Below are 25512 nucleotides of genomic sequence, written 5' to 3'. Positions count from 1 at the left end.
CGGGTTCTGTGTCCGGCAGCGGCGTTATCTAGTGGGCGGCTCGTAGCGCCTGCGTGGCGCTACGGCCAATGGCCTGCGCGGCTGATGCTGGGTCGGCGAGCTCGAGGACGGTGCCCCCGTGCAGGGGTGTGCTGTCTTTGAGATTCGGCACCAGCCACAGCACGCCGCACCCATGGGCGCGCAACCGGTCGTGGAGCTGCTGGGCTTGCTTGTGGGGCTTGGGGCAGAACTTTCCGTCGGAGACGATCACGATGAGCCGCGCGGCGCCGGGGGTGGCGAGGCCGAGTGCGCCGTCCAGGGCGGCAAGGGCGCCGGGAATGTCCTCCCAGCCGCCACCACACTTGAAATCGGTCACTTTCGCCGGGGCTGCGCCGGGGTAGGTGATGGGCTGAACGTCAGCACCGAAGATCACAGTGGCGGTGCGTGCATCGACCTGGGCATGGCGCGCGGCGTGGGCGAGGATCCACGCGGCACTCGCGACCGGTTTGGCGAAGCGACGCATCGAGCCGGATACGTCACAGGCGATTCCGAGTCGCAAGGGTGGCGCCGGTGTCGTCTGGCGGCTGATCCGGGTGAAGGGCTCGGCCGTGGGCATGGCTCCGGCCGCGCGTTGGGCGTCCGCTGCCAGTGCACCGCGCATCCGCAACCGGCCGGGCGGGGTGGCCGAGGTCGTCTTGACGGTCACCCGGTCCCGGATTCCGGCGATACTCAGCGACCGGGCCAGTTTCCGGGCGGCCTGGCGCTCCGCGACCGTCGGCGCGCGGGTTCCGGATACCGAGGAACGCTTACTACCCGGTGAGTGGGAAAAGACTTGGGCCGCGGTGAGCAACGCTGTCTGCTGTGAGTGTTGCTCGGCTCGTTTGGCGCGGGCCTTCTCGGCTGTGGGATCAACCGGCAGGAGAGAGGCGGTGTTGTTGTCGATTGCCGTGAGGGCTGCTGTGACGGATTTCGCCAGTGGGGTCGGCGTGCCATCCGGGTTGGTGGTGCCCGGTTTCGGTGGTGTGGCGTCGGGGTCGGTGCCCAGCGCCGCGCACCAGCGACGCCCGAGTTCCATCATGGCTGCGGAGTCGTCATCGGCGGTGTGGTGCGCTTCGTGCCAGATCTCGCGCAACTGCTTCAAGGTGTCGGTGCCGAGAACCTCTCTAAGTTTGGCGGTGAGAGTTCCGAGCTCGTGCCAGTCGAGGACCCCGGCATCCGCCCGCGCCAGCAGCAAGGCAGCGGTGTGTGCCGCGCTGGAGCGGTCCTCGCTGGTGGCCCGGATTTCATCGAGAATGAGTTTCGTGGCTGCGGCGCGTAGCCACGACCGGTCGTCGGGGCGGCGGCGCAGGTGGGCGGCCTCGATCCGCGATTCTTCCAGGTTGATCGCGGCGTCGGCGACGTTCGGCGGTGCGTTCTCCGGTGGGTCCCATCGGCTGTGTGCCGCGTGCGCGCACTCATGGGTGAACACGCCCCAGGCCACCGGGTACCGTGCCCGGTCGGCTTCGATGGCCGGTGAGACCGTCGCGGGGTCGACTTCGCCCAGGTGCGTGCCGTCAAGTTCGATGGTGGCCTGGTGCGGCACGAACTGACCGGGCGCGCCGCCACCGGCACCGGGGGCGATCGTGACCACCAGGTCGTCACGTCCGGCTAGGTCGGGCGCCTCATCGGTGAGTGCTGCGGACAACTCCCGCCACGCGGTCTCGGCCGTGTCAATGGATGTGAGGGGAGCGGTGTCGGCATGGGCCACATGTGTCGTCATTGCTGACTGTCCTTTCTGGAATCCGCGAGAAACCGGTCAGATCTGGTTGCCGAGTGCCAGCGGCTCGGCGCTGACTTTGAAAAGGTCACGCACGAGCTTGGCCACGGTGTCGCGGTCGTCTTCCGGTGCGATCCCAATCAGGTTCCTGGCAGCGGCATCGGTGCCAAGAACAGCGGCGATCTTCTGAAACGCGATCAGTTCACGCAGTTGCGGCGCCCAGGTGACGTCACCGGTTCCCCGGCGGGTTGCGAGATTGCTCGCCACCCGGATCGCACGGGAGTCGATCCCGAGTTGCTTGGCAAGATCGAAATCGGTGGACACCTGGATCTGCGCGGAAAACCGGGAGGCGAGCGCATCGGTCAACACTGCGCCGTGCACGCCCGGGTTATGACCGGCCACAACATAGAAACCCGGTGCGGCGCGGACGATTTCGCCACCGTTGGCCTTGACGGTGAATTCTTTCCGCCCGTCCATGGCGGGGTAGACCACCGCCAGCACCGTGGGCGGGATCAATGTTGCGTCATCGATGAACAGGCATCGACCCTCACGCATCGCGGTCACCAGCGGACCGTGTACGAAAACGTAACTGCGGTCGGGTGTTTGGGTGTATTCTCCGGCGATGTCGGCCACGGTGGTGTCACCATCGCCGGGGATGGTGATCAAGTCGGGAAACGCCGCTTCGATCACTGAGGTTTTCCCGGTGCCGGGTGGTCCGTACATCAGCGCGGGAATCCCCGCGTCGCGCAGCTTGCGCAACGCGGTCACGTCCGCTAGCCCGGCCAGTTTCCGGGGGTGGTAGGGCTGCCCGTTCGGGCGCCTGACCGGACCGGTGACCGGCTTTTCCTTTTTCGGCGCGGTTTTCGACTTGGCGGGTTTGGCTGGTGTGGATTTCTTGGGGGTGGCTGCTGCCGGGGGTGGGGATGCCGTGGGCCCGGCGGCTGACTCGGTGGATTCGTTGGCCCGGAAACGCAGTGGGGTGGTACTGGTTTGGTCGGCTGTGCCGTGATTAACCAGGGTTCGCAACGCGTTTCCGACCGCACCGGACGAACGGACCAGGTCCGCCGCGATGTCGCGCGCCGTCACGTCGGTTCCGGGGTGATCGGCAAGCCAGCGCGCAACCATGCGCCGCAATTCACCATTGGGTAGGCGCCCGCCGGGCGGTGTGACCATGGCAAGTGTGTCGGTGTTGTCGGTGGTCGTGGCTTTGGGTTTCGGTTTCGCGGTGGTGGCCACGGCAGCGGGCACGGCAGACTCCTAAAAATGAACATGGCTCACGCCAGTGACAACGGCGGAATGTTCCACGCAATCAGCGGGAAGTGAATCCGGAAAAAGGCCGGGGCGTGTCAGGGTGCGGCGCGTATTCAGCGAAATTCAGTGACGCGACCCCGGCAAGTCAGAAAGTGGTGCGCGGTGATGCGGGCGCGGTGTCGAAAGAGGGTGACTGATCGGTGGTCAGTCCTGGCTGTCGCTGTCGTCGTCCTGGCGGTTCTGGTGCTGTTCGGCGGCCGTTTCGGCGATTTCCAGCGTGGCGCAGTTCTGGGACCAGCCGCAGTAGCAAAACGCGGTGGTGGTGCCGTCGTTGTTCGTGATGGTGTCGGCGTGGCACATGCGTTTCCCCAATCATTCGGATTTTGACATGGCTCGCGCCAGGGGTGGAATTCGGTGGTTGTGTTCCGTTCCCGGCGACACATATAAATTAACTCGATCCCGCGCCGCGCGCAACACTAAAACCCGGATTTTCCAGGGAAATTCCGGGGATTTATGGGCGGCTGATTGTGGTTTATTTGAATTGCTTTTGGTGGCTGCGAATCAGTGGCCGGCCAAGTCGAATTGGGGGCCAGGGAAGCCCAATAAGGAATGGGTTAAAGAATTGCAGTAAAAGAATTGAATTACGGTGTGGGCTGCTGCCCGGACCTGCGTCAGTGAGCTACCGGCTGCTCAGCTGTTGCTGTGCCCGTGGGCATGGCTGGCCGGCCGATGTGCTTTCCGGCTTGCGCGGCAAGCCAGTTGGGGAGACCAGCGGAACCCCCTGGTTGGGCGCTGACCTGCGTGGGGGTGGCGCCCCCTGGTGGGGTTGTGGGCGCCACCCCCAGCGGATCCACGAGTGGATCCCCCATCGGCACCTCCAATGCGGCTGTCGGTTTCGGTCTGCGGGTTGCGGGCGTGGTCAGGCGATGCGCCGCATGGTGCCGCTGCTGGGGCGGTGTGCGGCGTGAATGAGCGGCGCGGCCAGCTGCGGCCATCCGGGGCCGGAGTTCTTCCAGCAGCCGAGGAGAAAGAACCGCCGGTTTCGAGCGATCCACAGCCACACATCGACGTGGTCGTCATCGTCGGTGGCGGGGCCGCGTAGTTGCAGCACCAGCGTTGAGTCCGGGACCGCACCGGCGCGCAACTGGCGTTTCCAGCCACCGCTGAAACTGGCGAGTCCGCCATCGGGGCGCGACTCGACATGGGTAATGACGATTCCGCCTTCCTCGGCGGGCATCCTCATCGGCGGCTGTGGCCCCAGGGTGAAGGCCACGCGATGCTGGGCGAATGAGACGACCTCGGAGACCGCGGTCGGCTGAGGCATTCTCGGGGCGGTGCGGGCTTGTCGGCTTTTCGGGTCTGGTGTCGACATTGTGTGTCTCCTCGAATAACGGGCGAACGTGTGGTCCGTCTAATGGACGCTCGCGGGGTGCGGAGGTGTCAATGGTGCTTCGGTGCGGATGAGTGAAGACCGCCCGATCGCGCGGATTCTCCTTTCGTCGCAGGGGAATGGGAGTCGGGGTGCTGGAGTGCTGCGGCGAGTGCGAGGGTGTCGGGGGAGGGCTCGGTGTCGATATCGCGGAGCCGTTGTGTCAGTAGGTCGAGGGTCGCGGGGATCGCGCTGGTATCACCGAGGCGGGCGTGCAGACGCATGATGTCGCGGTAGAGGTGTTCGTTGGCCGGATCGAAGTCGGTCGCTGTTTCCAGCAGCCGCAAGGTGCGTTCCGGGTCGGTGGGGGAATGGTGCCGGGCCAGGGCACTGACAGCGTTGATCGCGGTGCGCAGCGCGGCGAAGCGGGGTGCCTGGATCCATTCGTTGTCGATGCCGGCGGCGAGCTCGCCTTGATACAGTTCCACCACCGCCTGGTGCGCGCGAAGTCGCAGCGAGTCCGTGGTGGTGTCGTGGCTGGTGCGCTCGGCATCGGTGAAGGCGGCGTAGTCGGTGTCGACCCGGGCTGGGTCCAGGCGTAGTCGCCGGTGGCGGGTGTCGAGGACGTCGGTTACCGCGCCGTGTGTGGCGGCCTTCAGCGCGGTGCGCAGCCGGGAAAGTGTGGTGTTGAGCGCGTTGGTGGGCCGATTCGAGGGCGCGTGCTGCCACAGGTCGGCGATCGCGGTATCGCGCGTGACGTCGGGATAGACCGCGAGGTAGGCCAGCAGCTCCAGCAACCGTGGCGTGAAGTACTCGGTGATGGCCCGGGTCTCACCGTCCGGCGATGTCCACAGCAGGCGAACCGGGCCGAAGACGTGCAGCGACAACGGCACACCGGGCTCGCGCGCCGCGACGAGCTCAACCGGTGCCGCAGGAGCAGCTTCGGTGCGTTGCGCGGCCGGCGGCGAGGGTGCGGTGTCGTGGTGCTGGGGAGCGCGCCCGAGGCTGAGCAGATCACGAGCTGTCGCCTCATCCGCGGTGAACAGGCGGGTGCCGATGAGCGAGGACACCTCCTGGCTCGCGCCGCTCACGACGCCGGTGTCCTCCACCGCCAGCTGGGTACTCGCCGGTGATGGCCCCAGGCTGAGGACGGTGACGCCCTCGACAGCCGGGATCGCGTCGTCGGCGAGGGCGGAGGGGTAGGCGACGAGCACGTCGCCGAGTTGGCCCGGCTGCGTGGTCCGCAGGTCAGTGACCCGGTGCCAGCGGTCCAGTTCGGGTGGCGCCCCACCGGGAAACAGGGCGGCGATGACGGCGGTGTGCACGCTGAGGCAGGGGCGTTGGGGGTGAAGCGCCAGGTTGACGAGCATCGCTCGCACCGCATCGGGCCCACCCGGTCCGGTGACGGCGACCCGCCGGGCGGCGGTGAGATCGAGGCGTCGGGTCTGGCCGTCGACGACGCCGATGTCCAGCCGCAGATCACTCGTGCCGGGCTGCTCGTTGCGTGTGGCCGGGTGCTCGCGTGGTGGCGCTCCTGGTTCGTCGTCGGAGGCGTGCGTGGTGATGGTGGTGTGGGCGCGTTTGAGCGCGTAGACGGCGGGAGCGATCGGGTAGTCGACGGTGGTGCGGTGACCGGGAAGGTGGTGTCGGCGGTGCCGGCGTCGTGCGAGCACGAGCGCGGCGCTGACCGCGGCGAGCGTGGCGGCACCGAGGAACGTCCTCGCGCCGAGCTGAATCTCGCCGGTGTCGGTGACCACTGGTTCCGGCGGAGGTGATGAAACCTGCGGCGGGACCACCGGTGCAGGCGAGACAGCCTCGGGCGCCGGGGCGGTCGGGGGTGGGGCGGGTAGTGCGAGGTACCAGCCGGGGAAGAGGTGGTGGGGGTCGCGCAGTACGCGCCCGTCGGGTTGTGGTTGGTCGACGTTGAGGGCGAACAGCACCGGCCACTGGTCTGGTGAGCCGAGTTCACGTGCGGCGAGCGTGGCCAGGGTGTCACCGGGCTCGGTGGTGATCCACCGCGCGGTCGCGGGAACGCCGGCCGGGGTCGGCAGTGCGGCATCGGCGGGCATGCGCAGCACCCACCCGGTTTCCAGCTGGTCTGTGCCCTGGAGGAGGTCGTGGTTGAAGTCGCGTAGCTGGGTCCAGCGGTGCGGGTTGCCCAGGTAGCGCTCGGCGAGATCCCATAGCGTGTCGCCACGGACCACGGTGTAGCCCGGGTGGCCTGGGGAGGTCATGGTGGGGCCGGGCGGCGGGTCGGGGTACCCGCCCGGCCCCACCCGGGTGTCGCCGTGGAATTCGGGGGTGGCGGCGACACCCTCTGGGGGTGGCATCAGGGCCGTGACACTCGCAGGTGGGGCGGCGGGGGCCGCTGACAGCGTTGCCGGGAACAGCGACAGCACCGCCCAGGTGATGACGGCGGTGAGCCAGGCCCGGGGCGTGCCACGGCGAACGGGACGCGAACGTCCGTGCACCAGGAGGCGCACGAGGTCGCCTGCGGTCCATGCCAGCAGAAGTACCCAGCTCGCCCACCCAGTCAGCAAGACCGCGAGCAGGGCACATCGGGAGGCGTTGAGCTCGAAGCGCAGCGTCTCCACGAGGTGTTCGGCCCAGTTTCCGAGCTGAACCGGCAGCGGCGCTGCCCACGGTGAGAACTCTGGGACCGGCCAGGGCATGGTGGGCAGCGGCGCGACCTCGGCCAGCGCCCACAACGCGACCGGCAGCCCGACCAGCAGCGCCGCGAGCCCGGTGATCGCGGCACAGGCCAGCAGCCGCGTACGCACCTCGCCCGCCGGGTTCATGACCGCCCGCCTTCACCGGTTTGCAGCGATGCGGTTGCGTGGCCGGTGACCGTGTGGACGTCCCAGAGCAGCCCGATCACGGCTGATTCGGTGTAGGTCACCGTGACTGCCACACTCGACGGGCCCTGCAGCGAGACGGTTCCGGTGTGGCCGGTGGCCGCGAGGTAGCGCCGTGCCGCCGAGGTGGCCTGCGCTGGGTCGAGCGTGACGGTGGTGTGGCGCGTGTCGAGCGCGGTGAGTGCGCTGCGCGCGGTCTCGGCGGCGACCGCGTCGGCCCGGGCTCGCACCCGAAGCCGGTCGGCACCGTCGACGAGCAACGCGCACAGCAGCAACAGACAGGGCACCAGGACAGCGACGAGCACACTCACCGACCCGTCGTCACGCCTGCGCATCGCGACGGTCATGTTCGCCCCCGGAACGGGTCGACCGGGCTGGAAAACTCCGCACTCAGCGGAACCGCACCGGGCAGTCCGGACAACCCGGTCAAGTCCGCCAGCGACACGCTGCACCGCAGCCCGACCGTGACCACGCCGGTCGTGCCCGCCCGGGTGGCCAGGCCACTGCTGTCGAGGTCGTGGGCGAGGTCGGTACACGCCAGGTGCTGCTCGTGCAGGACCTGCAGCCCGGTCGCGGTGGCCGCGCTTTCCGCTCCACTGGGGGTGCGGGCCAGCGACGCCGCACGGGCGGCCGTGGTGGCCGCGTGCTCCAGTGCGTGGTGGGCGGTGACGACGCGGCCGGCGGCGATGACCACGACGAGCACCGCCAACAGCAACGGAGTGAGCACAGCGACTTCGACGCTCGCCGAACCATCCTCACGCGGATCGGGTTTCATGGCGCATCCCCAGGGGTGGTGAAGCGTTCCTTGCTGGCTTCAGCAACCTGCGTGACCGTGCCCAACCCCGGAACCGGGAGCAGACGGGGCGCCTTCCCGGTTACCCGCACCGTGACCCGCGTCCCGGTGACCTGCGCGCTCACCAGGGGCTGTGTCACGAGCCCGGAGCCCTCGGCCAGGAACGACGCCGCGGCGGACTGGGCGTCAGCGGTGGTGCCGTGCAGCGTGCGCGCTACCTGGACGCCGTGCTGTGCGGCAGCGGAGCAGACCGTGCGGGTATGCCACCACAACCCGGCCTGCACCACCGTGAGCAGGACGAGCAACACCATGGGTGCCAGCACCGCCAACTCCACGGCAGCCGACCCCGTCTCGAACCCGGCCACCCGTACACGTCGTCGGGAGTGAGTAGACATCAGAGATCACCTCGCCCGGGGTCAGTGGATTTGGGCTTGGTACTTCTGCACCACGGCGGTGATCGCAGCTCCGAGGCCGAGTGCCGCGGCCAACGCAATCGCGGTCAACACGGCCTTTTCGGTGCTTTCCGAACCTCGGTCGTCGAAAGGAATCCTCTCGACGAGTCGGACGAGCGCGGTGGCACTGGTGGCGAACCAGGCCACGACGAGCATCACCATGACGGTCACCTGGGCGCGAATCGTGCTGATCATGACAACCTCTCAATACTGGTAGGGATTTTCCGTGGGGTGTGCGGTTAGCCGATGAGCAACCGCGCGACGGTGGGGTAGAGGGCCAGCAGAAGGAACCCGGCCATCAGCGCGGTGACCGGCAGCGTGAGGCGCTCGGTGCGTGCGTTGGCCTCGGTCTTGTCTTCGGTGGTGGTCGTGGCACGCAGGCTCGCGGCCTGCGCGGTGAGGCTGGCGTAGATCGCGGCGCCATCAGCAGCGGTCGCCGCCAGATCGGCGACCGTCACGAGCTCGTCCAGGCGGATCTGTTCACCGAGGCCGCGCAGCGCGTCCCAGGGCGAGTACCCGTGGTTTTCGGCTCTGACCAGCGTGCGGTGGAGTCGCTGCAGGAGCGGGTGGTCTGCGAGCGCGGCGGCCTCGCGCAGCGCCGGTCCCGGTGCTTGGCCAGCGGCGCGTTCTTGGGCTACGAGGTCCAGGTAGACCGCGAGCACCCGGCGGGCATCACTGCGCGCGTGGCGCGCGGCATCGCGCGTGCGCCACACCGGCACCCACGCCCCGGCGCCCGCGCACCCCACAACCACGACCGGCGCGACGATGACCTGCACGGTCCCGGCAGCCACAAACACAGTCGCGAGAACCATTCCCGCGAGCCCGCAGCACAGGGCCCACTTGATCCGACTGGACACGTAGGACTGTGGTGTTCGCTCCAGCAGATCGAGGTCAGCTTCGGGAATGGCCAGCCACGGGTGACCGGCGTGCTGTGCCTTCTGGACCAGCCGGTCCAGACGTCCGTCGTGTGCGGTTGTGGAGTGGTTCAGGCGGTGCAGTGCGGCCTGCAACCCCATCGGTGCCGGGCCGGCCATGCCGCGAACACCGGCGGCGAGACCGATCCCGAGCAGGCCTCCGATCAGGGCGGCCAGCGGGAGCGTGGGAGTCATGACGCGCCTCCTCGCAGGTAGCGAGTCGCAGCGCGCGGGGTGGACAGGCGGTGCATGTGCCAGAGCGCGCCGGCGAAGATCGCCACGACCACGGCGAGCACGCCTTGGCCCAGCGGGGTACCGATCGGATCGAGGTATTCCCGGGCGAAGACCACCAATCCGACGAGCATGACCGTGGTGATGCCGATCAGCGTGCGTACCGTGGTCCGGGGCTTGGCGCGGTCGGCTTCTACCTCGCGCGCGCTGGCGGCCCGCGCGGTCAGGCTGGCCGCCTGCCCTTGCAAGATCTCGACCACACCGCGTCCACCCGCGCGCACCCGCAGCAGCAGGGCGAGCACAACCTCGTCGACTGCGGGGTGGGACAACTCCGCGGCGAAGGCCCGCAGCGCTGGTTCCGTGCCCTCGGTGCGCATGGCCTCGGCCAGCCGGGCCACAGCAGGGGCCAGCAGAGCCGGTGCGGTGTCGGCTGAGCGCGCCACTGCCTGGTGCAAGCCACCCGCTCCGGAGGCCAGCAGATCACCCAAGCGCCGCGTCCACGTCGCCACCGCCTCGTGCAACGCGATGTCGTCGCGTACCTGCCGGGGCGCCAGCAACGCCGGCACCACCAGGACCGCGAGCACAGCGGCGGCAGCGGCTACGGGCCAGCCCGTGGCCCACCACGTCACGCCAGCGGCCAACGACGCGATCAACCCACGCCGCCGCCACCGCTCCATCCCCGCCAACACCGCGCTCGTCCGCGAGGGCCTCGTGGGAGGTCGCGGCGGACGGAAGAACAGAACACTGAGAAGCAGACCGAGGCCCAGGAAAAACCCGAGCGCGACTGACATTGTGGTGATCACGATGCAACCCCTTGTCGAGGATCGGTAACCTTGTTGATGTCGTTGCGCTGCAACGAACGTGGGTCAAACCCGTGCTGATGAAGCCGGGCGCGTAGCGGCTCACTGGGCGGGTACACGGCAGCGATGCGCCCGTTGCTCGGGTGCGGGCCGAACAGCGGGATCAGATCGGGTGTCCCGGCATCACCGACCGGCCCGACCTCGCAAATCTCGGTGACGACCCGCTCACGCGAACCCGCGCTGTCGCGGCGGGTCACGTGCACGATCAGGTCCAGTGCCGAGGCCGTCCAGCGATGAGCCGCGGCAACACTCAGCGGCGGGTGCGCGAGTTGTCCGAGCGCGGCGATGCGATCGGGCACCGCCCGGGCCGAGGTGGCGTGCAGCGTTCCCATGCCCCCGGCGGCTCCGTTGCCCAACGCCCGTAACAGTGAGGTGATCTCGCCACCCCGAACCTCCCCGACGACCACCCGCGAAGGCGAATGCCGCAGGGTTTGTTTGAGCAGGTCATCCAAGGTGATTTCGCCGGCGCCCTCGGCATTGGGCGTGCGCGCTTCCAGGGCTGTCACCAGCGGATGCTCGACCGGGTTCAGGTGCAGCCCGAGCTCGTAGTCGTCCTCAACGGTCACCACGTGCTCGTGGTCGGGAACGGCGTGGCACAGCGAACGCAGCAGCGTCGTCTTACCGGCCGCCGGCCCACCGGTGACGAGCAGGTTGAGCCCGGCTCGCACAGCGGCGTGCAAGAAATCGCGGACCTGGTCGTTGACGGTGCCGCGTTGGTGGAGATCGTCCAGCGTGGCGTGGGCGAGTCGGTGGCGTCGGATCGCGATTCGCGGCCGGTCGGCGACCTCGCGCACCGCCGCCAACCGAGCCCCCAACGGTCCACCGGCCGACAGGCGGAGATTGCCCATCGGGTGCGCCGGCGAGAACTCCCGGCTGGTCTGTCCCAACCGCGCGAACATCGACTCCAACTGCGCCAACAAGTCCGCATCCGATCGCCCGACCGGATGCGGCCAGGCCTGTACGCTTCCATCGGCGCATTCGAGCCACACCCGGTCGTAGCCGTGAATGTGGATGTTCTCGACGTCCTCGCGCTCCAGCAGCGGCTGTAGATCACCCAACCCGGACAGCGCCGCCAGGACGGCCTCGGTGAGCCGTTTCTCGGCGATCTCCGACATCGGCTGATCACCCTGGGCTGCGCGGTGCAGAGTCCACGCGGTGATCTCGGCGGCGACCAACGACCGCTGCCGGGCGCGATCGTCTCCGGGCGCAAGGCGTTCGGCCACGCGCGCCCGCAGCTGCGCCACCGTGTCCGCGTCCGGGACGGGGCCGTGCTCGTCGGCGGGATAATTCGGCGTGCTGATCTGGGAGGTCATGCCACCTGCTCCTGTCCCTCGCCGCTGGCCGGAGCGGAGGAGATCTGCCTGGGGCCGGCGAGTTGGCTGTGCAGGCGGCGCGCCGCTTTACGGCTCGTGCGCAGCAACGCTGAACGGCGCGGTTGCAGGCAGGGCGTACCGCCGTCGCAGAGCGCCGATGCGGCGGCGGGGTCATCAGGGAGTTCGATCCCGACGGGGATGCCCAAGGCGCGGGCGGCATCGTCTGCCTGACGGCTGGTGGACGCCGACACCGCCGCGCCCAACCGTGGGGAGGGAACCAGGTTACGTAGGACCGCGACCAGCCGGTCGGCTGCGACGATGTGCCGCAGCGTCGGGCGCACCCCGACCAGGACGAGATCGGCCTCGGCCACCAGCGGCCACGGAGTGGCGGGACTCCACCGACCGGCGTCCACCAGCACATCCGGACCGCTCTCGCTGAGGTCCCGTAGTGCGCTGGCCAGCCGTTTCCACCCATCGGAGCCGATCGCGCCAGCCTGGACGGGGCCGTGGACCCCGGCCAGCAGCCGCAGACCGTGGGTATCGGGGATCTCTTGTGCGTGTCCGGCCAAGCCTTCGGCCGGGACCGATTCGAGGTGCCGAGTCGACGAGGCGAAACTCAACACGCTGCGGTCGGAGGCGAGCCGGCCATCGACCCACCACTGTCCCGCCCAGCCGGGCAGCAGATCGCCTCCCGCAGGATCGGCATCAACCACGAGCAGCGCGTGGGGCCACACCATGGCCAGTGCCGCGATTCCCGTGGTCACGCCCGGCGAACCCTTCGCCGACAGCACCGTCACCAAAGCCATTGCGCTCACGCTCCTTTCAACGAGATATGGATGGGTCGCTAGTGATCCGGACCGAGAACCGTCACGACCGCGCCGGTCGCTGCGGCCGAAGTGGCTTGATGGGCGGCGTAGTCAGGAAGAAGCAGATCGACCACGACCGCCCCTTCGGCATCCGGCGGCGCCATCCGAACCACACGGGCACGAAAGCCCGACGCCGCAGGACCAGCCTCGACTGTCGGACTCGACGACGGCGACAGCGCAGTAACTTCCACCGGGGTATTGGGATCAAGTCTCGCCGAGGGGTACCGGCCGGGCTCCAGCCGAAGACCGACCACGACTTGCCCGGGGCCCGGAACGACCTGCGTTGTGAGGTCCCGTGGGGTGAGCAACTCGCCGGCACGCAGATTCGTTGCCGCGACCTTGCCAGCAACCTCGCCCAAGCGTGCCCTGGACACCGTGAACCGCGCCGCATCCGGCGGAAGCTCCACAGTGGTCAAGTCCGCCCGCGAAATGCGCTCGGACCAGGCGATGTCCCTGTTTAGAACCAGCACAGGCTCGCGATCGTGCGCTCCGGCCACGAGCGCGACGACGCCGGCCACGGAACCTGCGACCAACCCGACCGACAGGCCCAACATCCACCATCGCCTGCGACGAGGGACACGCGGGCCACGGGAACGATGAACATCGCCTCGCACATCCGACGAGGCCGTCAGCTCAGAAAGACCCGGATTAGACATAGACGTCTCCCCACAACGGAATAGAAAACGAGATCAAAGAAGAGAAGAAATGAAAATCAACAAACGCGCTTATTGAGTGCGGAGGGCTTGCGCCTCGGCGATCACAAGCTGGGTTTGAGCACGAGATGTCATCGGCGGCAGAACACCACCGGCCGGGGAGGTTCCGGTCCAGCCCTCCCAGGTCACCTCCCAGGTGATGGACCACTGCGCCGCCACCGGCCCCGTCGAGGGGTCCTGGTACACGACATCGCAGTCAGGCGACGGGGAATGCAATCCATACGACCGGTCGTAGGGCGTCCCGGGACCCGCACAGTGAACGGGGGCGGTGCCATTGCCCGGTTCCATCGCCAACTGGACAGGTGTAGCGGTGACCTCGGCCCACACCGGACCGGCCTCAACGCGTTGGCGTTGTGGGCGCCAGGCGCTGGGATCGGTCCAAAACCAGGTGAACTCACCGACCACGGTCGCCGCCTGACCGTCCTGCAGACGCAGGTCCGGCGAGTGCTGCGGCACCGGTAGCGGGAGACGAAGCTGCTGGAGTGCTTGCTGGGCGAGTACCGCGGGATCCGGCGGCCCAGCTGCGGCTTCTGGAGGCGCTGGTCCAGGCCGAGGTTCGCCCGACGGGCACTGCCCTTCGTCTAACGGGCCAAAACACCACCACGACAAGGGGCCGGTACTCAGCATGAGCGCCGGATCATCTGAGGTGGGGGAGTCGCACATGATCGTCGGGCACAACGGAACGACCGGCGGACCAGACGGACGATGCGATCCGCCCGAGGACCCACCCGAGGCTGAACCAGACGAGGAATCCCCTGACGAACCACCCGAGCTGCTGCCGGAACTGCCTGGGCTGGTCGCACCCATCTCGATCGAGGGGGAGGAATACAAGCCTCCGAAATCGCCAGGAGTCACCTCGACTCCGCCCTCCTGCGCAGACCCCAACGGACTCAACCCCACGCACAGCACCACGGCGCCGCAGACGGCGACCACCGGGACGTGACGCGCAAGCATCAGCACCCACCACCCGGGTATTCGATCTTCGCTACCCGCCAGCCACCCGCCTCGCGTGCCATGGTCGCCGAGACCGCATTGCGCGACGGGCCGACGTTGCGGGGCTGTCCCGTGGCGGAATCAGCCAACCCGGCCTGGCTACCGTCCTGGCAATCGGTGACCACCGCGCGATCTCCCTCGAGACGTGCACCGGTGATCCGCGGCGTGACGGCGCCGTAGAGCCGAACCCCCTGGGTCCGCTGCTGCCGGGCACGAGTGGCCACCTGCTCGGACAACTCAGCTGTTGCCACCGCCCGCAGCCGCTGCTCCCAACCCTGATCCGGCTCCGCACTCGACACCCACGACACCGACCAGAACTCCCGGTACACCCCTTCGATCGCAGCATTCTCCGATGGCTGAGCCGGGGGCGCCGCGATCTCGCCCGCTGGCGGCGCGGCGGGTGGCGTCGACGAGCACGCACCCGCCACCGCACCGGCAACGCAACCGGCGATCACCAGGGCCTGTGAACTCATTCGGGACATCAGAGTCTCTCCTCATGAATAGCTGACGATGGCGATCCAGCCACCGAGAACAATGCTGGGACCAGCGGCGATGCGACTTCCCTCGTCACGCCGACCGAGCAACCACGCAACGGCGGCCACGCCACCCAGCACCAACAGGGACAGGAACAAGCCCCAGAGCACGGTGCGCCACCCCAGCCAGCCCCAGAACGAGGCCAACGCGCTCAGCAAGGTCACGTCACCGAAACCGAGCCAACCGGGAGCCGCCGCGTAGATCCCAACTCCTACCGCCAAGACGAGCAGCAGCGCGCCGAAACTTCGCAGCAACGGCGTGAGGCCTCCGGTTCCGGTGACCGTGAGGAACGTGAAGATCGTGAGGCCGCCCGCCGCGAGCGTCAGCACCCACGGTCGAGGCAAGCGGTGGCAGTGCAGATCGATCGCACCGAGTCCGACACCAATTACTCCCAACCACCACCACGCTGGCAAAGCCGGGTCATCGCCGAAGAGAACACGGACACCAATCGAGACGAGGGCGCAGGTGACGACGAGTCCAGCGAGCAGGGAAGGCTTGAGTGCCGTCGGGATCCAGCGGCGCATTCCCCATGCCGAACAGGCAGCGGCTCCAGCCCCCAGTGATGCCCACAAACCGACCGTCATGAAGATGCCAGGTCGGGTCGACATCGATTCGACGCTGCAGCGGAGGGTATCCATGGTTCTCTCCGGTTACGCGGTTCGGCGAACGAGCTGCAAGGGCTCCTGTTGCTTCGTCCGGGGCAGTGGAGTTACCTGGGCTTGCCCCGCCTCGCTGGCTTCCACGACGCTCTCGGCGAGCCGATCGAAGTCGACGGCGGCTCGCGGGATGCCGGACGCGGCAAGTGCCTGCAGTACATCGCGCCGGTCGCGTGCACTCACGCCACCCCAGATGCCCCATGAATGACCGTCGTCTGACTCGAACTCCAATGCCATCGCCAGGCATTGCTGCCGAAGCGGGCATCCCGAGCACGCTTGCTGCGCCCGCGACCGTTGCCGCTCCACAGCGCGCCCGCCGCGAGCGTCCTCGTGAAACCAGTCGGCCGAGAACGGATCCCGTGCGCACTTGCCCTCAGCGAACACTTCCGGATACCGGTTGATCGGATTCTTCATAACAGCCCCCTCGTCAAGAAATGATGTTGGATCAGGTGTATTGATCTCCAACTGGAGGTGTCGAACGATACGAGCGAATTTTGATCTTTTTCTGCCCGATGCGAATTACGCTACTCCGAATTGCGCCGCCGTCAATCGATACGTACGTATCGCTAGCGAGGATCGTCCCGCAGTGTCATGCTGGCCTAGCAACGCTGACCTGGGGAGCTGTGATGCCGAAAGAGTCAGGGCGAACGCCGTCAACGACACCGCCCAAAACTGTGGGCGAGCGGCTCAACCGCTTGTTCGAGGTTCAACGCCCTAAAGGCTCACCCGATCGAGTGTTCACGAATCGGGAGGTCGTGAATGCGTGCAAGGAAGCCGGGCGCGACTTGTCCGAATCGCACCTGTCGGAGCTGCGCCGTGGCGTGAAAACCAATCCAACGCTTCGAACGCTTGAGGCCATTGCGTGGTTCTTTGACGTCCGAACCGGCTACTTCACCGACCCGGCGGTAGCCGCCGAGGTAGAAGCCGAGCTCGCCGGTCGCGAGCAGGAGCTAAACGCAAGACTGGATGCTGAGCGAGCAGCGCAACAGGAACTCCGAACCGCCTCCGAGGAACTCCAACGCGCGATGCGCGAGTCCGGAGTCGCCAATGTCGGCCACCGCGGCGCCACGAACGTCACCGCCGCACGCGAACGCGCGAGGATGATGCGAGCTCTCGCCGAGGCCTTGCGCTCGGATGACGAGTCGGAGGAAGTCGATGACTAGCGCCGAGAGTATCGGCTCAGTCACCGACCGCCTGAACTGGCTATTCGACGTCGTGACGGTCCTCGACCCGGAGACCGGACGCCGTCCATACACCGATGCCGAGGTAGGAGAGGGCGTCGGAGTCAGCCAAATCAAGATCGCCTTGCACCGGCACGGGGAACCCGCGACACCGGATCTGCTCGGCGCCGTAGCGAGATTCTTCGGAACCGACCCGGCGTTCTTCGGCTCCGACCCGGCGGCCGTAGCCCGTGCCTACGAACACGTCGTCCAGCGTGCCTTGCGCGAATGCGGCCTCGACGAACATCGCCTGTGCAGGGTGTTCAGCCCATTGCCAGAACCGCGGTGGGACCAGCTGCGCCGAGTCCTCGTTGGACTCCGAGCTCCGTCATCCTTCGGCGAGGACACCCCGCAGGCGGCGCCGGAGGCCAGGACCCGCCTCAGAATCTGGAGTTCAACGCTCACCGGCCCGATGAGCGCGGCCCAACTCGAAGACCTCTGCAGAGACGCGCTTGCCGCGCTGGATGTCCGCCCGCCCTGGGACCCGGTCGACTTGTGTCAGCGCCTGAGCGCGTACCGAGGCCGGCGCATCAAGGTGAAAGGAGTCGATCTCGGCGCGACCACCTCAATTGGCCACGTGGTGCAGCAAAGCCGAGTCGACTCGATCTTCTACGAACGGACAGCTCCTGCACCACAACGCGACCTCGTGATCGCACATGAGCTCATTCACCTGCTTCGCCGACACTTGGACTTTGGTGACGCACTGACCTGCGGAGCCGACCTTGGCACGGACAGTGCCTACTCGGACTGGCGCGAGTGGGAAGCCGAAGTTGGCGCACGAATTCTGGCCGGTCTGGCGAGGGAACGCCCAAGACCCAACGGCCTGCGACCAGGCGTTTCACCGGAAGAGCGCGGTATCGCAGGCGCGTTCGGTTTCGTCGATCAGGAGTGATCATGGATTTCGAGATGGCGTTGCGCCTGTTCAAAGCGGTCGTGATCCTGGCAGTGACGGTCTGGGAGACCGTCCAGCTCACACGTCGACGACAGGATTTCGCCCTCCGCGTCCTGGTCGTGGGCTTGTGGGCCCTGTCCTTCGCGGCCGTCTTCGGTATCCAGACGCCCATACTCGAACCCATCGAGGACCTCTTCGGTCCGGCATGGGGGGTGATCATCAACGGCTGCTGGATGGTGATGGCCTACTCGTGGGCAGCGTTCTTCGCCCTCGCCGACCCTCGCAGGCCCGTGGTGACACGGGTACGAACGGCACGAGTCGAATTTGGTGTGCTCGTGGTAGCCCTGGCTGTCATGGCCCTGGTCTTGATGGGTTGGCCAGAAGCGCAGGGCCGTGGACAACAGACCTGGCAGCGCACGGTGTTCTACCTGTCCATGGACGGCTATTCCCTCAGCGCCTGGTTCCTGGGCATCTGCCGTGCCGGGGGCTATCTCTCGCGCCTTCAGCACCCGCTCGCGCGGGCGGCCTTCGCTCTGGTGATCGTGGGAAGCGCCGGCATGACCCTCGGAGTCAACGCCATCTCGCTCGTTCGCTACGGCATCCGGCTCTTCACGCGTGACCTCGATCTGGGTTTCATGAGCACGCTGTATTCGATCGGGCAACTCGGTGGGCAGCTTCTCCTCGCGCTGGGCTTGGCCTTCGCGCCTCTGGCCGGCGTGGTGGTCGCGAGCAGGGAACGCTATGAAAAGGCGCTGCGCGCCCGCTACACACAGCAGCTCACCCCGCTATGGCGCACGCTCACGAGCGAGTTTCCACACATCGCGCTCGATCACCACGCCAGCGACAGTGGCCGTCCTCGCCCCGATGCCGATTTCGAACGAACAACAGCGGAGATCACCGACGGCCTTGCAGAGCTGGCACGTGACTGCCCACCACCCAGCGACGATGCACGAAACCCACGACACGCGGCCGAGGCCGTCGCAGCGGGGCTGCAGAAGCGCATCGCGGTGCGCGAGGCACGCTGGGGGCAGGAGGCGCCCCCTCCCGTCGAACCGCCCTACCCGGTTATCGAGCCCGATTTCGATGGAAGCTGGCGCCGACGTGCCCGCTGGATGATCAAGCTCAGCAACGAACTCGCTTCGCGCGGGGCAATCCGGAAGGAACTCCATGACACGGTCAGAGACTGACGGTGGAGTCCGCCTCTCAGTTCTCGACACCGCACCGATCGTCGAAGGTGCCAGCGCCCGCCAGGCTCTTCACAACACGGTCGATCTGGCACGTCTCGCCGACACGCTCGGGTACCACCGGTACTGGGTACCCGAACACCACAGCATGCGTGGTGTTGCTAGCGCGGCTCCCGCTGTCCTGGTGGGACGCCTCGCCGAGGCCACGCGCTCCATGCGGGTGGGGAGCGGCGGTGTGCTTCTTCCGAACCATGCACCCCTGATCATCGCCGAGCAGTTCGGTACCCTCGAAGCGCTCTACCCAGGACGAATCGATCTCGGCCTCGGCCGTGCGCTGGGGGGACCATCACGTGCGGCGTCAGCGATTCGGAGCACAGGCCAGGGCCAGAGAAGCTTCGCAGAACAGCTTGATGAGCTGCTTACCTACTTCGACGAGTGTGAGCTGAAGCCGGGGGCAGTGACGGCGGTCCCTGCTATCGGAAACCGTCCACAACCGTGGATCCTCGGCACGAGTGTCGCCAGCGCCGAGCTCGCTGCCAAAGCCGGGCTCCCCTACGCCGTAGCGCATCACCTGAACCCGGATGGCGGTGAACTGGTCCAGGTTTACCGGGAAGGATTCCGGCCCTCGGAAACGGTGCCGACCCCGCGATCTCTCGTCAGTGTTTCCGTCATCGCCGCCGATTCGGATGCCCGCGCAGAGTGGTTGGCCGGGCCGAGTCGGCTCAAGATCTTGAGCCGCTTGAAGGGAAATCGCATACGCCTTCCCGCACCTGAAGACGCGGCGAACGTGCACTACACGTCCGAGGAGCGCGCCACTGTCGAACACCACACCCGCGGGTTGATCGCTGGATCCCCGCACACGGTGCGTCAGAAGCTCGACGCGTTGATCAAGCAGTTCGATCCCGGCGAGATCATGGTGACGACGCCGATCTTCCACCACGACGACCGGCGCCGGTCATACGAGCTGATCGCGGAGATCGGCGGAGACGCGCAGTAGCAGTGCTTCGAGCTCTGGTCCGGTGACGGCTGTTTCGCGAAGCTCGTCGAAGTAACTCTCGTAGTTCTTGACGTCGTCGGGGGAGTCAAGGCGTTGTTGGGCGGTGATGGATTCGATGAGGACGTGGTCGTCGTAGAGAAGGAAGTTGGTGAGTGGGAAGACGGGCATCGCCGCGCTGAAGGGGACGACGCCGATGTCGACGTGGGGGTATCCGGTGAGTGCGAGGAGCCGGTCGAGTTGCCCGATGAGTGTCTCGGTTGTGCCGAAGCGGGTGTGCAGGGCTGCTTCGCCCATGATGATCTGGATCTGCTGCTGGGGTTGGTAGAGGATCTGCTGGCGTTCCATGCGTTTGCCGACGATTTGGTCGATCTCGTCGGGGCTCACGCCGGCTGAGGCGGGCCCGCATGGTCGGGTGAGGACGTCGCGGGCGTAGGCGGCGGTTTGCAGCAGTCCGGGGATCATCGCGGGCTGGAACTCGGCGATGCGGGTGGAGGCGGCGTCTTCGCGGGTGGTGGTTTCCTGTTCGGCAACGGCGCCGCCGTGCTGGCGGTATCGGTGCTGGAAGGTGGCGTACTCGATGCGCGCGGCGCTGGCGAGCTCGTAGAGCTCGTCGAGCTGTTCTTGGGTGGCGCGGACAGCGTGGGCCCACTGGGCGATGTCGTCGTCGGTGGGTCGCTGATTGCCTTGTTCGAGTTTCGAGACACGGGTCTGGTGCCAGCCGAGGTGGCGGGCCAGGGCGCTGCCGGAGGTGAACGCAGCAGCGCGCAGCTCGCGAAGACGTCGGGCGAGCAGGGCTCGTTGTGGCGTGTTCGGGGCCGGCACGGTGCTGCGTACTCCTCGTGGTCAGCGTGGGTGGTAGTCACGCCAGGGTAGTGACTGCGTCAGCGCGGCATCGCGTATGGCACAGGCGTCGGCGATCTGTTGCGGATCGGTGACAAGCTCGGCTCCGAGCCACTGGCCGTCGGGTGCGTAGCGCATCGAGAACAGCCGACGCGAGTCGATGAGCCAGAAGTCGGACTCGAACGGCACGTCAGCGGGCCACTGCCCCTCGCGTACGGGGATGACCCGGACGTCTTCACCGGCCTGCACGTTGGGTTCGTAGGAGGCCAGCTCGAAGCGCATGTAGTCGGTCAGTGGTTCGGTGACGACGTGGACGCGTTGTGCACGGCACCCGTCCTTGACACGGCGATCGATGCGTTCGCACCACTGCCGCAGCTCATCGGTGAGGGGGATGGTGCCGGTGCGCCGCCACTGCGCGATGGCCTCGTCCTCGCTGCTACCGGAGTACTGCTGCAGTGTTTCCAGCCGGAACAGCGAGTATTTGAAGTTGACCAGCCCATCCCACAGAGAATCGATGCCCGGCCGCGGGTCCGAGGTCGTGCTCACGCGGAGCGCTCCTGGTAGAGCCGCGCGGCCTCCAGGATGATCTCCGGCTTGATCAGCACCCCGCCTTCACCAGGAAGAACATTTTCCATGTTGGCGTAGGTCTCGGGGTCCATCTCGAGTCCCTGGACGGCGAACATGCCGTTCTCAGCCAGGTACACGGTCTGGCAGCCACCGGGGTTCGATTCAGGGTCCTTGCAGAGCTTCCGAAGCTGCACGACAGCCTCCACAGAAGTGAGGAACACGGACCCGACCATGGTCGCTTAGATCGGCCTTAGATGTCTACTAGCGACACGGCTAACCTCAAACTAACCTTGATCTAACCGTGCTGGTGGTTTAGCGTGATTGCCATGCCGCGCGAGCTCGGACGGCCGGGCGGGGGAGCGGTCCAAGCACCTTCAACTTCGGGGGACCGACGTGACGATCACAGCCACCAGCGACGAAACACCGCACATCGCGGCCATCCGACGAAGCGTCAACGCCGGATTTCGCTTCCTGCACCTGTCCGACGCCGACGGCCGGGAGATCCTGGCGATTCACGCCGAGCGCTTCCGTAGCGGCGTGGTCGACACCTACACCGTGCGGGCGATGAACGAGGCCCTCGGCGCGCGGTTTCGCGCCGAGGACTACCCCCACGGCGATCCACTGTGGCAACACCACGGGCCGGTCGACGACGTGGTCACCACACTGATGGCACTCCCAACTCCGGGGACGCCAGGAGCCCCGAATCGGACTCTCCGGCGGTCGAGCGGTCTCTGGTTGCCCAGCTGACCTCAGCTGGCGGTGTGAAGCTCTCCGGGTGCGGATGTCGCCGGCAGCGAGACGGTACCGACGAGGTACGGGAACGGTTCGACAAGTTGCTGGCATGCATCGCAGGGTGTGCCTGAACCGTGGGGCATGACGAATGCGGCCGGATGCGCATATCCGCAGATCGGGACCCGATATTCGACCTCGCCAAGTTCGGGCGCGTAGGAGACACCACTCGGGATGAACCCGCCTTGGGCGGGGTAGGCGTGGCTGTGGGCGTCGAGTCCGGACTGTCGCCAGACGAGGTGGTTCACGGTGCGCTCCGGTCGGGGTTGCATTGTGGGCAGGGTTGGTAGCCGGTTGGTGGTGTGCCGCGTGCGAGGAAGCCGATGACGCCGCAGGCGCAGAGAACGGCGTCGCGTCCCTCGAATCGGGTCGTCACAGGGTTGGGCGCGAGGCGGTGTCGCACGCGTTCGCCGCGGAGTCCGATGGCATACGCCGTGCCGTCGGCGCTCGGCGGGGGAGCGGGCGGCAGGTTCGCGCTCGTCGCGTCGCCGGGATGTGGATTGGTGGGGAGGGCTGCGAGGCACAGTTCGCAGCCCATGCCGGAAATCTCCGCGACGGGTAAGAGAAGGGTTGCGGGTGCGGAGAATCCGCAGAGAGCTCGGCGCCGATCGCAGGCGTTGTGCTGGCCGGCGAGGAACACATGGATGATCTGGCGGGACTGCCCGAACAACTCGGGCCTCGGCCGAGCGAGGATGATCGTGCTCATCGGCCCTTCTCGTTTGGCGTGCCGATACCGGCGGTGGAGTACATGGCCTGCCCGCCTCGGTCGAGGGGAAGTGATTCCGGGGCGGGCAGGTGCTCGTTCGTGCAGCTCGGTCGCGCTTCGGGGTGTCGCGCCCAGATCTGGCGAGTCGTACGCCGCGCACGGCGCGTCGCACGCCTTTGCCGAACGAGCGAAAGGTCTGCGATCACCGCTGCCCAGGGCAGAACCACGAGGATCGCGAACAGGACGTAGAAGGTGATCATGGCGTGCCTCGCATGGCCGGGTGGCTGCTGAACGCGATGGCTGCCGAGAGGGCCGTCGCGATTGCATCGAGGGAGTTCATCGGGGCGCCGGGTGAGTTGCCGATTGCGTAGGTGGCATGGGAAGTCCGGCGAGGTGGTGTGCGCGTGCGTCGCAGGCTGCGCAGGTTTGCCAGAACCAAGCCTGGTCACTGCGGTCAGCGGTCGCTGGTTCTCCGCAGAGCGTTTCGAACCGCTCGCCCTCGCGGGGTGCCGTTTGAGCGGTGGCGTGCCGCGAACCATTGCTAGGGCACCACGTGAACGGGTGCGGGCGGTAACTCATAGCTTCCCCAGGTGGTCAAGGTCATATACGTGTCGTGATTGCTGTAACCGCGTAACGGTTACAAAGTTGACAGGTGGCAACACTGGGTGCAATGCCGCGATCAGGTGATCTCCCCAAGTGCGTGCGCGGCTGGATATGCTCTGGTGCATGGCTGGCAACACCGTTCGAACGACGCCCAAGGCTCGAGCTCTTGGTGCTGAGCTCCGCAAGGCCCGGGAGCAAAGCGGTCTCGGGTTGCGCGCGATTGGTGAGCTCCTTGACACCAGCCACACCACCGTGTCGAGGTGGGAGACCGGCGAGCGGTCGCCGAAGCTCGAAGACGTAGCCGCCTACCTGCAGGCTGTGCAGGCTCCTGCCGAAGCGCGTGAGGAGATCTTGGAACTTGCGCGGGAGCCGGACGGTCCGCATTGGCTCTCGATTGGGATGCCAGAACAGCCGCGCCAGATGGCTACGCTGCTGGAAATCGAGCGCGACGCGACGTCGATCACCAGCGTTTCGCCCCTGCTGGTCCCTGGGCTGTTGCAAACGGCGGAGTACACCCGCGCGATCATGACCACCGGCGGCGTGCCCGAGGAAGAGATTGACATGCGCGTGGCGGTCAGGTTGGGACGCAGGAACGCGCTCACCCGCAAGGAGCCCGCGAAGCTGGTCGCCTACATCGGCGAGTCAGCGCTACGGCAAGACATCGGTGGTCCCGAAGTGATGAGCGACCAGCTCAAAGAGCTGCTTAAGCTCAGCGAGCAATCAAATGTGACCCTTCGCGTAGTTCCGATCGAGACTGGCTGGCACGCGGGATTGGAAGGTCCGTTCAGCCTGTTCGAAGTCAAGGGTCGGGACTCCGTCGTCTGCGTGGAGAACCGCGTGAGTGCCCTGTATCTCCATGAGCCTACGGATGTTGCCGCTTACGAGGCCGCCCTGCCGAGGGTGGAACAGGTTGCGCTGGGCGCGGAGGAAACAACCGCTTTCATTGGCAACCTGGTGTGAGAACAAGGGGAGACGAGCGCACATGATGCACAACACGACGCCGACAGGCTGGCGCAAGTCGTTACGCAGCACGCAGGTCGAAAACTGCGTGGAGGTAGGGCGGATCGGCGACGACGCCGCGGTCCGCGACACCAAGAACCGGGACCAGGGCTACTTCACAACGACGCGCGAGCAGTGGACTGCGTTCATCAGCGACGTGAAGTCCGGACGATTTGATCTCTGACCTGTTGGAGTCCGCTCAGCGGTGTCGTACCACTGGGCGGAATCGTCATCTGCAATCTCGCGAAAGGGAGTCGGACAGCTCCCGAATATCTTAAGTGTGGCACGTCGACGATGCGCTTCGCCACGGCATGGTGTTAGGGCCTACTGTTTTTGACACTGGGTGGTGGGAGGATACCGGGAGGTTTGTGCCGTCCCGTACTGCGGTGAACGTCGCAGAACTGAAGTGTGCCGCACCGGGTCCTGCTGCTGTTTCTCGGTTTTCGCAGGTTTGTGTCTCCTGTGGACGCCACTGGGGGTCAAGGGGTCGTGGGTTCGAATCCCGCCGTCCCGACCGGTGAGAGGGTTTCCGCAGGTCAGAGCCAGCGGAAGCCCTCTTTTTCTGTTCTTGTTCTGCTTCCCGGAGTCAAGCATGCCGCTCATGGACACCTTGACCGCGGAGTTTTGGAATGGCTGTTTTTGATCTTGGCAAGCTCACCGAGGGCCTGTCGTGCGTGTGGTCCGGATACCTGCGCGACTGGGACCGCAGCCTGCGTTCGGTGAACCATCCCGAGACCACCCGCTACAACTATCTGCTCCTCCCCAGAGTTCCATGCTCAGCCGCGTAGCACTGTGCTGAGCCGTCGCTGGCCAACAACGCCAGCTCTGGATTCCGCAAATCCGTCGCACCTTCGTCTGGCCCATCAGGGACGGCTCGCTGCGGTCATGGGAGAAGGCACAAGTCGAAAAGCAAAGGACAAGGTTGTGGACCTGGCGAACGGCTCAGCGACAGCTGGAGCGCGATACCGGACCTGGTGCGGTGCGCGGGCTCTCAACGCGCTCGAATCTGGGATACATGCGCAGAAGCGGGTTGGTAGGGGGACTTGAACCCCCAAGCGCGTGTAATCTCCCGTGTTTGAGGAAATCACACCAAAACTGCAGCAGGCGGCGCTGTGCCCTTGTGGGGTCTGCCCAGGGTTTGGTTGACACCTGATGTGTGAGGCTTCGGCCTCGCTTGGAA

31 protein-coding genes are annotated in these 25512 nt (G+C 66.7%); 7 read left to right on the top strand and 24 right to left on the bottom strand.

Annotated elements, in window-relative coordinates:
- Positions 1–28: 28 nt before the first annotated feature.
- The 17 genes from ACYVF3_RS02315 to ACYVF3_RS02235 form a co-directional block, all read right to left on the bottom strand.
- The gene (locus ACYVF3_RS02315; protein WP_406690691.1) at positions 29–1738 is read right to left on the bottom strand and encodes a hypothetical protein; all 1710 of its coding nucleotides are present in this window, start codon (positions 1736–1738) and stop codon (positions 29–31) included.
- A 36-nt stretch (positions 1739–1774) separates the two neighbouring features.
- Entirely contained in the window at positions 1775–2908 is a 1134-nt protein-coding gene (locus ACYVF3_RS02310; protein WP_406693291.1) for an AAA family ATPase, read from the bottom strand.
- 282 nt (positions 2909–3190) lie between these two features.
- Positions 3191–3358, bottom strand: coding sequence for a hypothetical protein (locus ACYVF3_RS02305; protein ID WP_461152629.1), 168 nt, complete (start codon positions 3356–3358; stop codon positions 3191–3193).
- Positions 3359–3905: 547 nt separating this feature from the next.
- Complete coding sequence (locus ACYVF3_RS02300) at positions 3906–4358, bottom strand: hypothetical protein (protein WP_406690693.1); 453 nt, start codon at positions 4356–4358, stop codon at positions 3906–3908.
- Positions 4359–4426: 68 nt separating this feature from the next.
- Positions 4427–7153 carry a LysM peptidoglycan-binding domain-containing protein gene (locus ACYVF3_RS02295; RefSeq protein ID WP_461152628.1) on the bottom strand — a complete coding sequence of 909 codons (2727 nt, stop codon included), beginning with the start codon at positions 7151–7153 and terminating at the stop codon, positions 4427–4429.
- Positions 7150–7557: a hypothetical protein gene (locus ACYVF3_RS02290; protein ID WP_406690695.1), complete on the bottom strand. Its 408-nt coding sequence runs from the start codon at positions 7555–7557 to the stop codon at positions 7150–7152. The genes ACYVF3_RS02295 and ACYVF3_RS02290 overlap by 4 nt, the downstream gene beginning before the upstream one ends.
- Complete coding sequence (locus tag ACYVF3_RS02285; protein ID WP_406690696.1) at positions 7554–7985, bottom strand: TadE/TadG family type IV pilus assembly protein; 432 nt, start codon at positions 7983–7985, stop codon at positions 7554–7556. Before ACYVF3_RS02285 ends, ACYVF3_RS02290 begins: the two co-directional genes overlap by 4 nt.
- On the bottom strand, positions 7982–8368 hold the full coding sequence (locus tag ACYVF3_RS02280; protein WP_406690697.1) for a TadE/TadG family type IV pilus assembly protein: 387 nt from the start codon (positions 8366–8368) through the stop codon (positions 7982–7984). Before ACYVF3_RS02280 ends, ACYVF3_RS02285 begins: the two co-directional genes overlap by 4 nt.
- A gap of 51 nt (positions 8369–8419) precedes the next feature.
- Positions 8420–8617, bottom strand: coding sequence for a hypothetical protein (locus tag ACYVF3_RS02275; RefSeq protein ID WP_461152627.1), 198 nt, complete (start codon positions 8615–8617; stop codon positions 8420–8422).
- A gap of 77 nt (positions 8618–8694) precedes the next feature.
- Positions 8695–9564, bottom strand: a complete 870-nt coding sequence (locus ACYVF3_RS02270) for a type II secretion system F family protein (protein ID WP_461152626.1) — start codon at positions 9562–9564, stop codon at positions 8695–8697.
- The gene (locus ACYVF3_RS02265) at positions 9561–10289 is read right to left on the bottom strand and encodes a type II secretion system F family protein (protein WP_461152625.1); all 729 of its coding nucleotides are present in this window, start codon (positions 10287–10289) and stop codon (positions 9561–9563) included. The genes ACYVF3_RS02270 and ACYVF3_RS02265 overlap by 4 nt, the downstream gene beginning before the upstream one ends.
- Before the next feature lie 110 nt (positions 10290–10399).
- Positions 10400–11575 carry a CpaF family protein gene (locus tag ACYVF3_RS02260; protein WP_461152624.1) on the bottom strand — a complete coding sequence of 392 codons (1176 nt, stop codon included), beginning with the start codon at positions 11573–11575 and terminating at the stop codon, positions 10400–10402.
- Between the two features lie 194 nt (positions 11576–11769).
- Positions 11770–12579 carry a hypothetical protein gene (locus tag ACYVF3_RS02255; protein WP_406690702.1) on the bottom strand — a complete coding sequence of 270 codons (810 nt, stop codon included), beginning with the start codon at positions 12577–12579 and terminating at the stop codon, positions 11770–11772.
- Between the two features lie 38 nt (positions 12580–12617).
- Positions 12618–13193 carry an SAF domain-containing protein gene (locus tag ACYVF3_RS02250; protein WP_406690703.1) on the bottom strand — a complete coding sequence of 192 codons (576 nt, stop codon included), beginning with the start codon at positions 13191–13193 and terminating at the stop codon, positions 12618–12620.
- Between the two features lie 1112 nt (positions 13194–14305).
- Positions 14306–14818 (bottom strand): hypothetical protein, encoded by a 513-nt coding sequence (locus ACYVF3_RS02245; RefSeq protein WP_406690704.1) that lies wholly within the window; start codon positions 14816–14818, stop codon positions 14306–14308.
- Positions 14819–14839: 21 nt separating this feature from the next.
- A complete protein-coding gene (locus tag ACYVF3_RS02240; RefSeq protein ID WP_461152623.1) occupies positions 14840–15517 on the bottom strand; it encodes an A24 family peptidase in 678 nt (225 codons plus the stop codon).
- 12 nt (positions 15518–15529) lie between these two features.
- A complete protein-coding gene (locus ACYVF3_RS02235) occupies positions 15530–15949 on the bottom strand; it encodes a WhiB family transcriptional regulator (protein WP_406690706.1) in 420 nt (139 codons plus the stop codon).
- Between the two features lie 260 nt (positions 15950–16209).
- On the opposite strand from ACYVF3_RS02235, the gene ACYVF3_RS02230 reads away from it, so the two are divergent.
- Genes ACYVF3_RS02230 through ACYVF3_RS02215 form a run of 4 tightly spaced genes read left to right on the top strand, consistent with a single transcriptional unit; the run spans position 16210 to position 19828 of the window.
- Positions 16210–16698 carry a hypothetical protein gene (locus tag ACYVF3_RS02230; RefSeq protein ID WP_406690707.1) on the top strand — a complete coding sequence of 163 codons (489 nt, stop codon included), beginning with the start codon at positions 16210–16212 and terminating at the stop codon, positions 16696–16698.
- Positions 16691–17647 (top strand): hypothetical protein, encoded by a 957-nt coding sequence (locus ACYVF3_RS02225; protein ID WP_406690708.1) that lies wholly within the window; start codon positions 16691–16693, stop codon positions 17645–17647. The genes ACYVF3_RS02230 and ACYVF3_RS02225 overlap by 8 nt, the downstream gene beginning before the upstream one ends.
- A gap of 2 nt (positions 17648–17649) precedes the next feature.
- Complete coding sequence (locus tag ACYVF3_RS02220; RefSeq protein ID WP_406690709.1) at positions 17650–18834, top strand: MAB_1171c family putative transporter; 1185 nt, start codon at positions 17650–17652, stop codon at positions 18832–18834.
- On the top strand, positions 18815–19828 hold the full coding sequence (locus tag ACYVF3_RS02215; protein WP_406690710.1) for an LLM class flavin-dependent oxidoreductase: 1014 nt from the start codon (positions 18815–18817) through the stop codon (positions 19826–19828). Before ACYVF3_RS02220 ends, ACYVF3_RS02215 begins: the two co-directional genes overlap by 20 nt.
- Here ACYVF3_RS02215 and ACYVF3_RS02210 read toward each other — a convergent pair.
- From ACYVF3_RS02210 to ACYVF3_RS02200, 3 genes are read right to left on the bottom strand one after another with little or no spacing between them, the layout of a single operon-like run.
- Positions 19787–20650, bottom strand: coding sequence for a helix-turn-helix domain-containing protein (locus tag ACYVF3_RS02210; RefSeq protein WP_406690711.1), 864 nt, complete (start codon positions 20648–20650; stop codon positions 19787–19789). The genes ACYVF3_RS02215 and ACYVF3_RS02210 overlap by 42 nt on opposite strands.
- Before the next feature lie 21 nt (positions 20651–20671).
- Positions 20672–21214: a DUF6879 family protein gene (locus ACYVF3_RS02205; RefSeq protein ID WP_406690712.1), complete on the bottom strand. Its 543-nt coding sequence runs from the start codon at positions 21212–21214 to the stop codon at positions 20672–20674.
- On the bottom strand, positions 21211–21429 hold the full coding sequence (locus tag ACYVF3_RS02200; protein WP_406690713.1) for a hypothetical protein: 219 nt from the start codon (positions 21427–21429) through the stop codon (positions 21211–21213). The genes ACYVF3_RS02205 and ACYVF3_RS02200 overlap by 4 nt, the downstream gene beginning before the upstream one ends.
- Positions 21430–21628: 199 nt before the next feature.
- On the opposite strand from ACYVF3_RS02200, the gene ACYVF3_RS02195 reads away from it, so the two are divergent.
- Positions 21629–21982: a hypothetical protein gene (locus tag ACYVF3_RS02195; RefSeq protein WP_406690714.1), complete on the top strand. Its 354-nt coding sequence runs from the start codon at positions 21629–21631 to the stop codon at positions 21980–21982.
- 2 nt (positions 21983–21984) lie between these two features.
- Here the strand turns inward: ACYVF3_RS02195 and ACYVF3_RS02190 are convergent, their stop codons facing one another.
- From ACYVF3_RS02190 to ACYVF3_RS02175, 4 genes are all read right to left on the bottom strand, one after another.
- Complete coding sequence (locus ACYVF3_RS02190) at positions 21985–22272, bottom strand: hypothetical protein (RefSeq protein WP_406690715.1); 288 nt, start codon at positions 22270–22272, stop codon at positions 21985–21987.
- Positions 22269–22730, bottom strand: coding sequence for a hypothetical protein (locus tag ACYVF3_RS02185; protein WP_406690716.1), 462 nt, complete (start codon positions 22728–22730; stop codon positions 22269–22271). The genes ACYVF3_RS02190 and ACYVF3_RS02185 overlap by 4 nt, the downstream gene beginning before the upstream one ends.
- Complete coding sequence (locus ACYVF3_RS02180) at positions 22727–22990, bottom strand: hypothetical protein (RefSeq protein WP_406690717.1); 264 nt, start codon at positions 22988–22990, stop codon at positions 22727–22729. Before ACYVF3_RS02180 ends, ACYVF3_RS02185 begins: the two co-directional genes overlap by 4 nt.
- Positions 22991–23066: 76 nt before the next feature.
- Positions 23067–23309: a zinc finger protein gene (locus ACYVF3_RS02175; RefSeq protein ID WP_406690718.1), complete on the bottom strand. Its 243-nt coding sequence runs from the start codon at positions 23307–23309 to the stop codon at positions 23067–23069.
- Positions 23310–23456: 147 nt separating this feature from the next.
- Between ACYVF3_RS02175 and ACYVF3_RS02170 the strand changes: the two genes are divergently transcribed.
- The gene (locus ACYVF3_RS02170; protein ID WP_406690719.1) at positions 23457–24293 is read left to right on the top strand and encodes a helix-turn-helix domain-containing protein; all 837 of its coding nucleotides are present in this window, start codon (positions 23457–23459) and stop codon (positions 24291–24293) included.
- Positions 24294–24315: 22 nt separating this feature from the next.
- Positions 24316–24516, top strand: a complete 201-nt coding sequence (locus ACYVF3_RS02165; protein ID WP_406690720.1) for a DUF397 domain-containing protein — start codon at positions 24316–24318, stop codon at positions 24514–24516.
- The last annotated feature ends 996 nt before the right edge of the window (positions 24517–25512 follow it).

The organism is Saccharopolyspora tripterygii, from assembly GCF_054778355.1.
The sequence above is the reverse complement of the archived record's forward strand: the minus strand, read 5'-3'. Positions and strand labels throughout refer to the sequence as shown.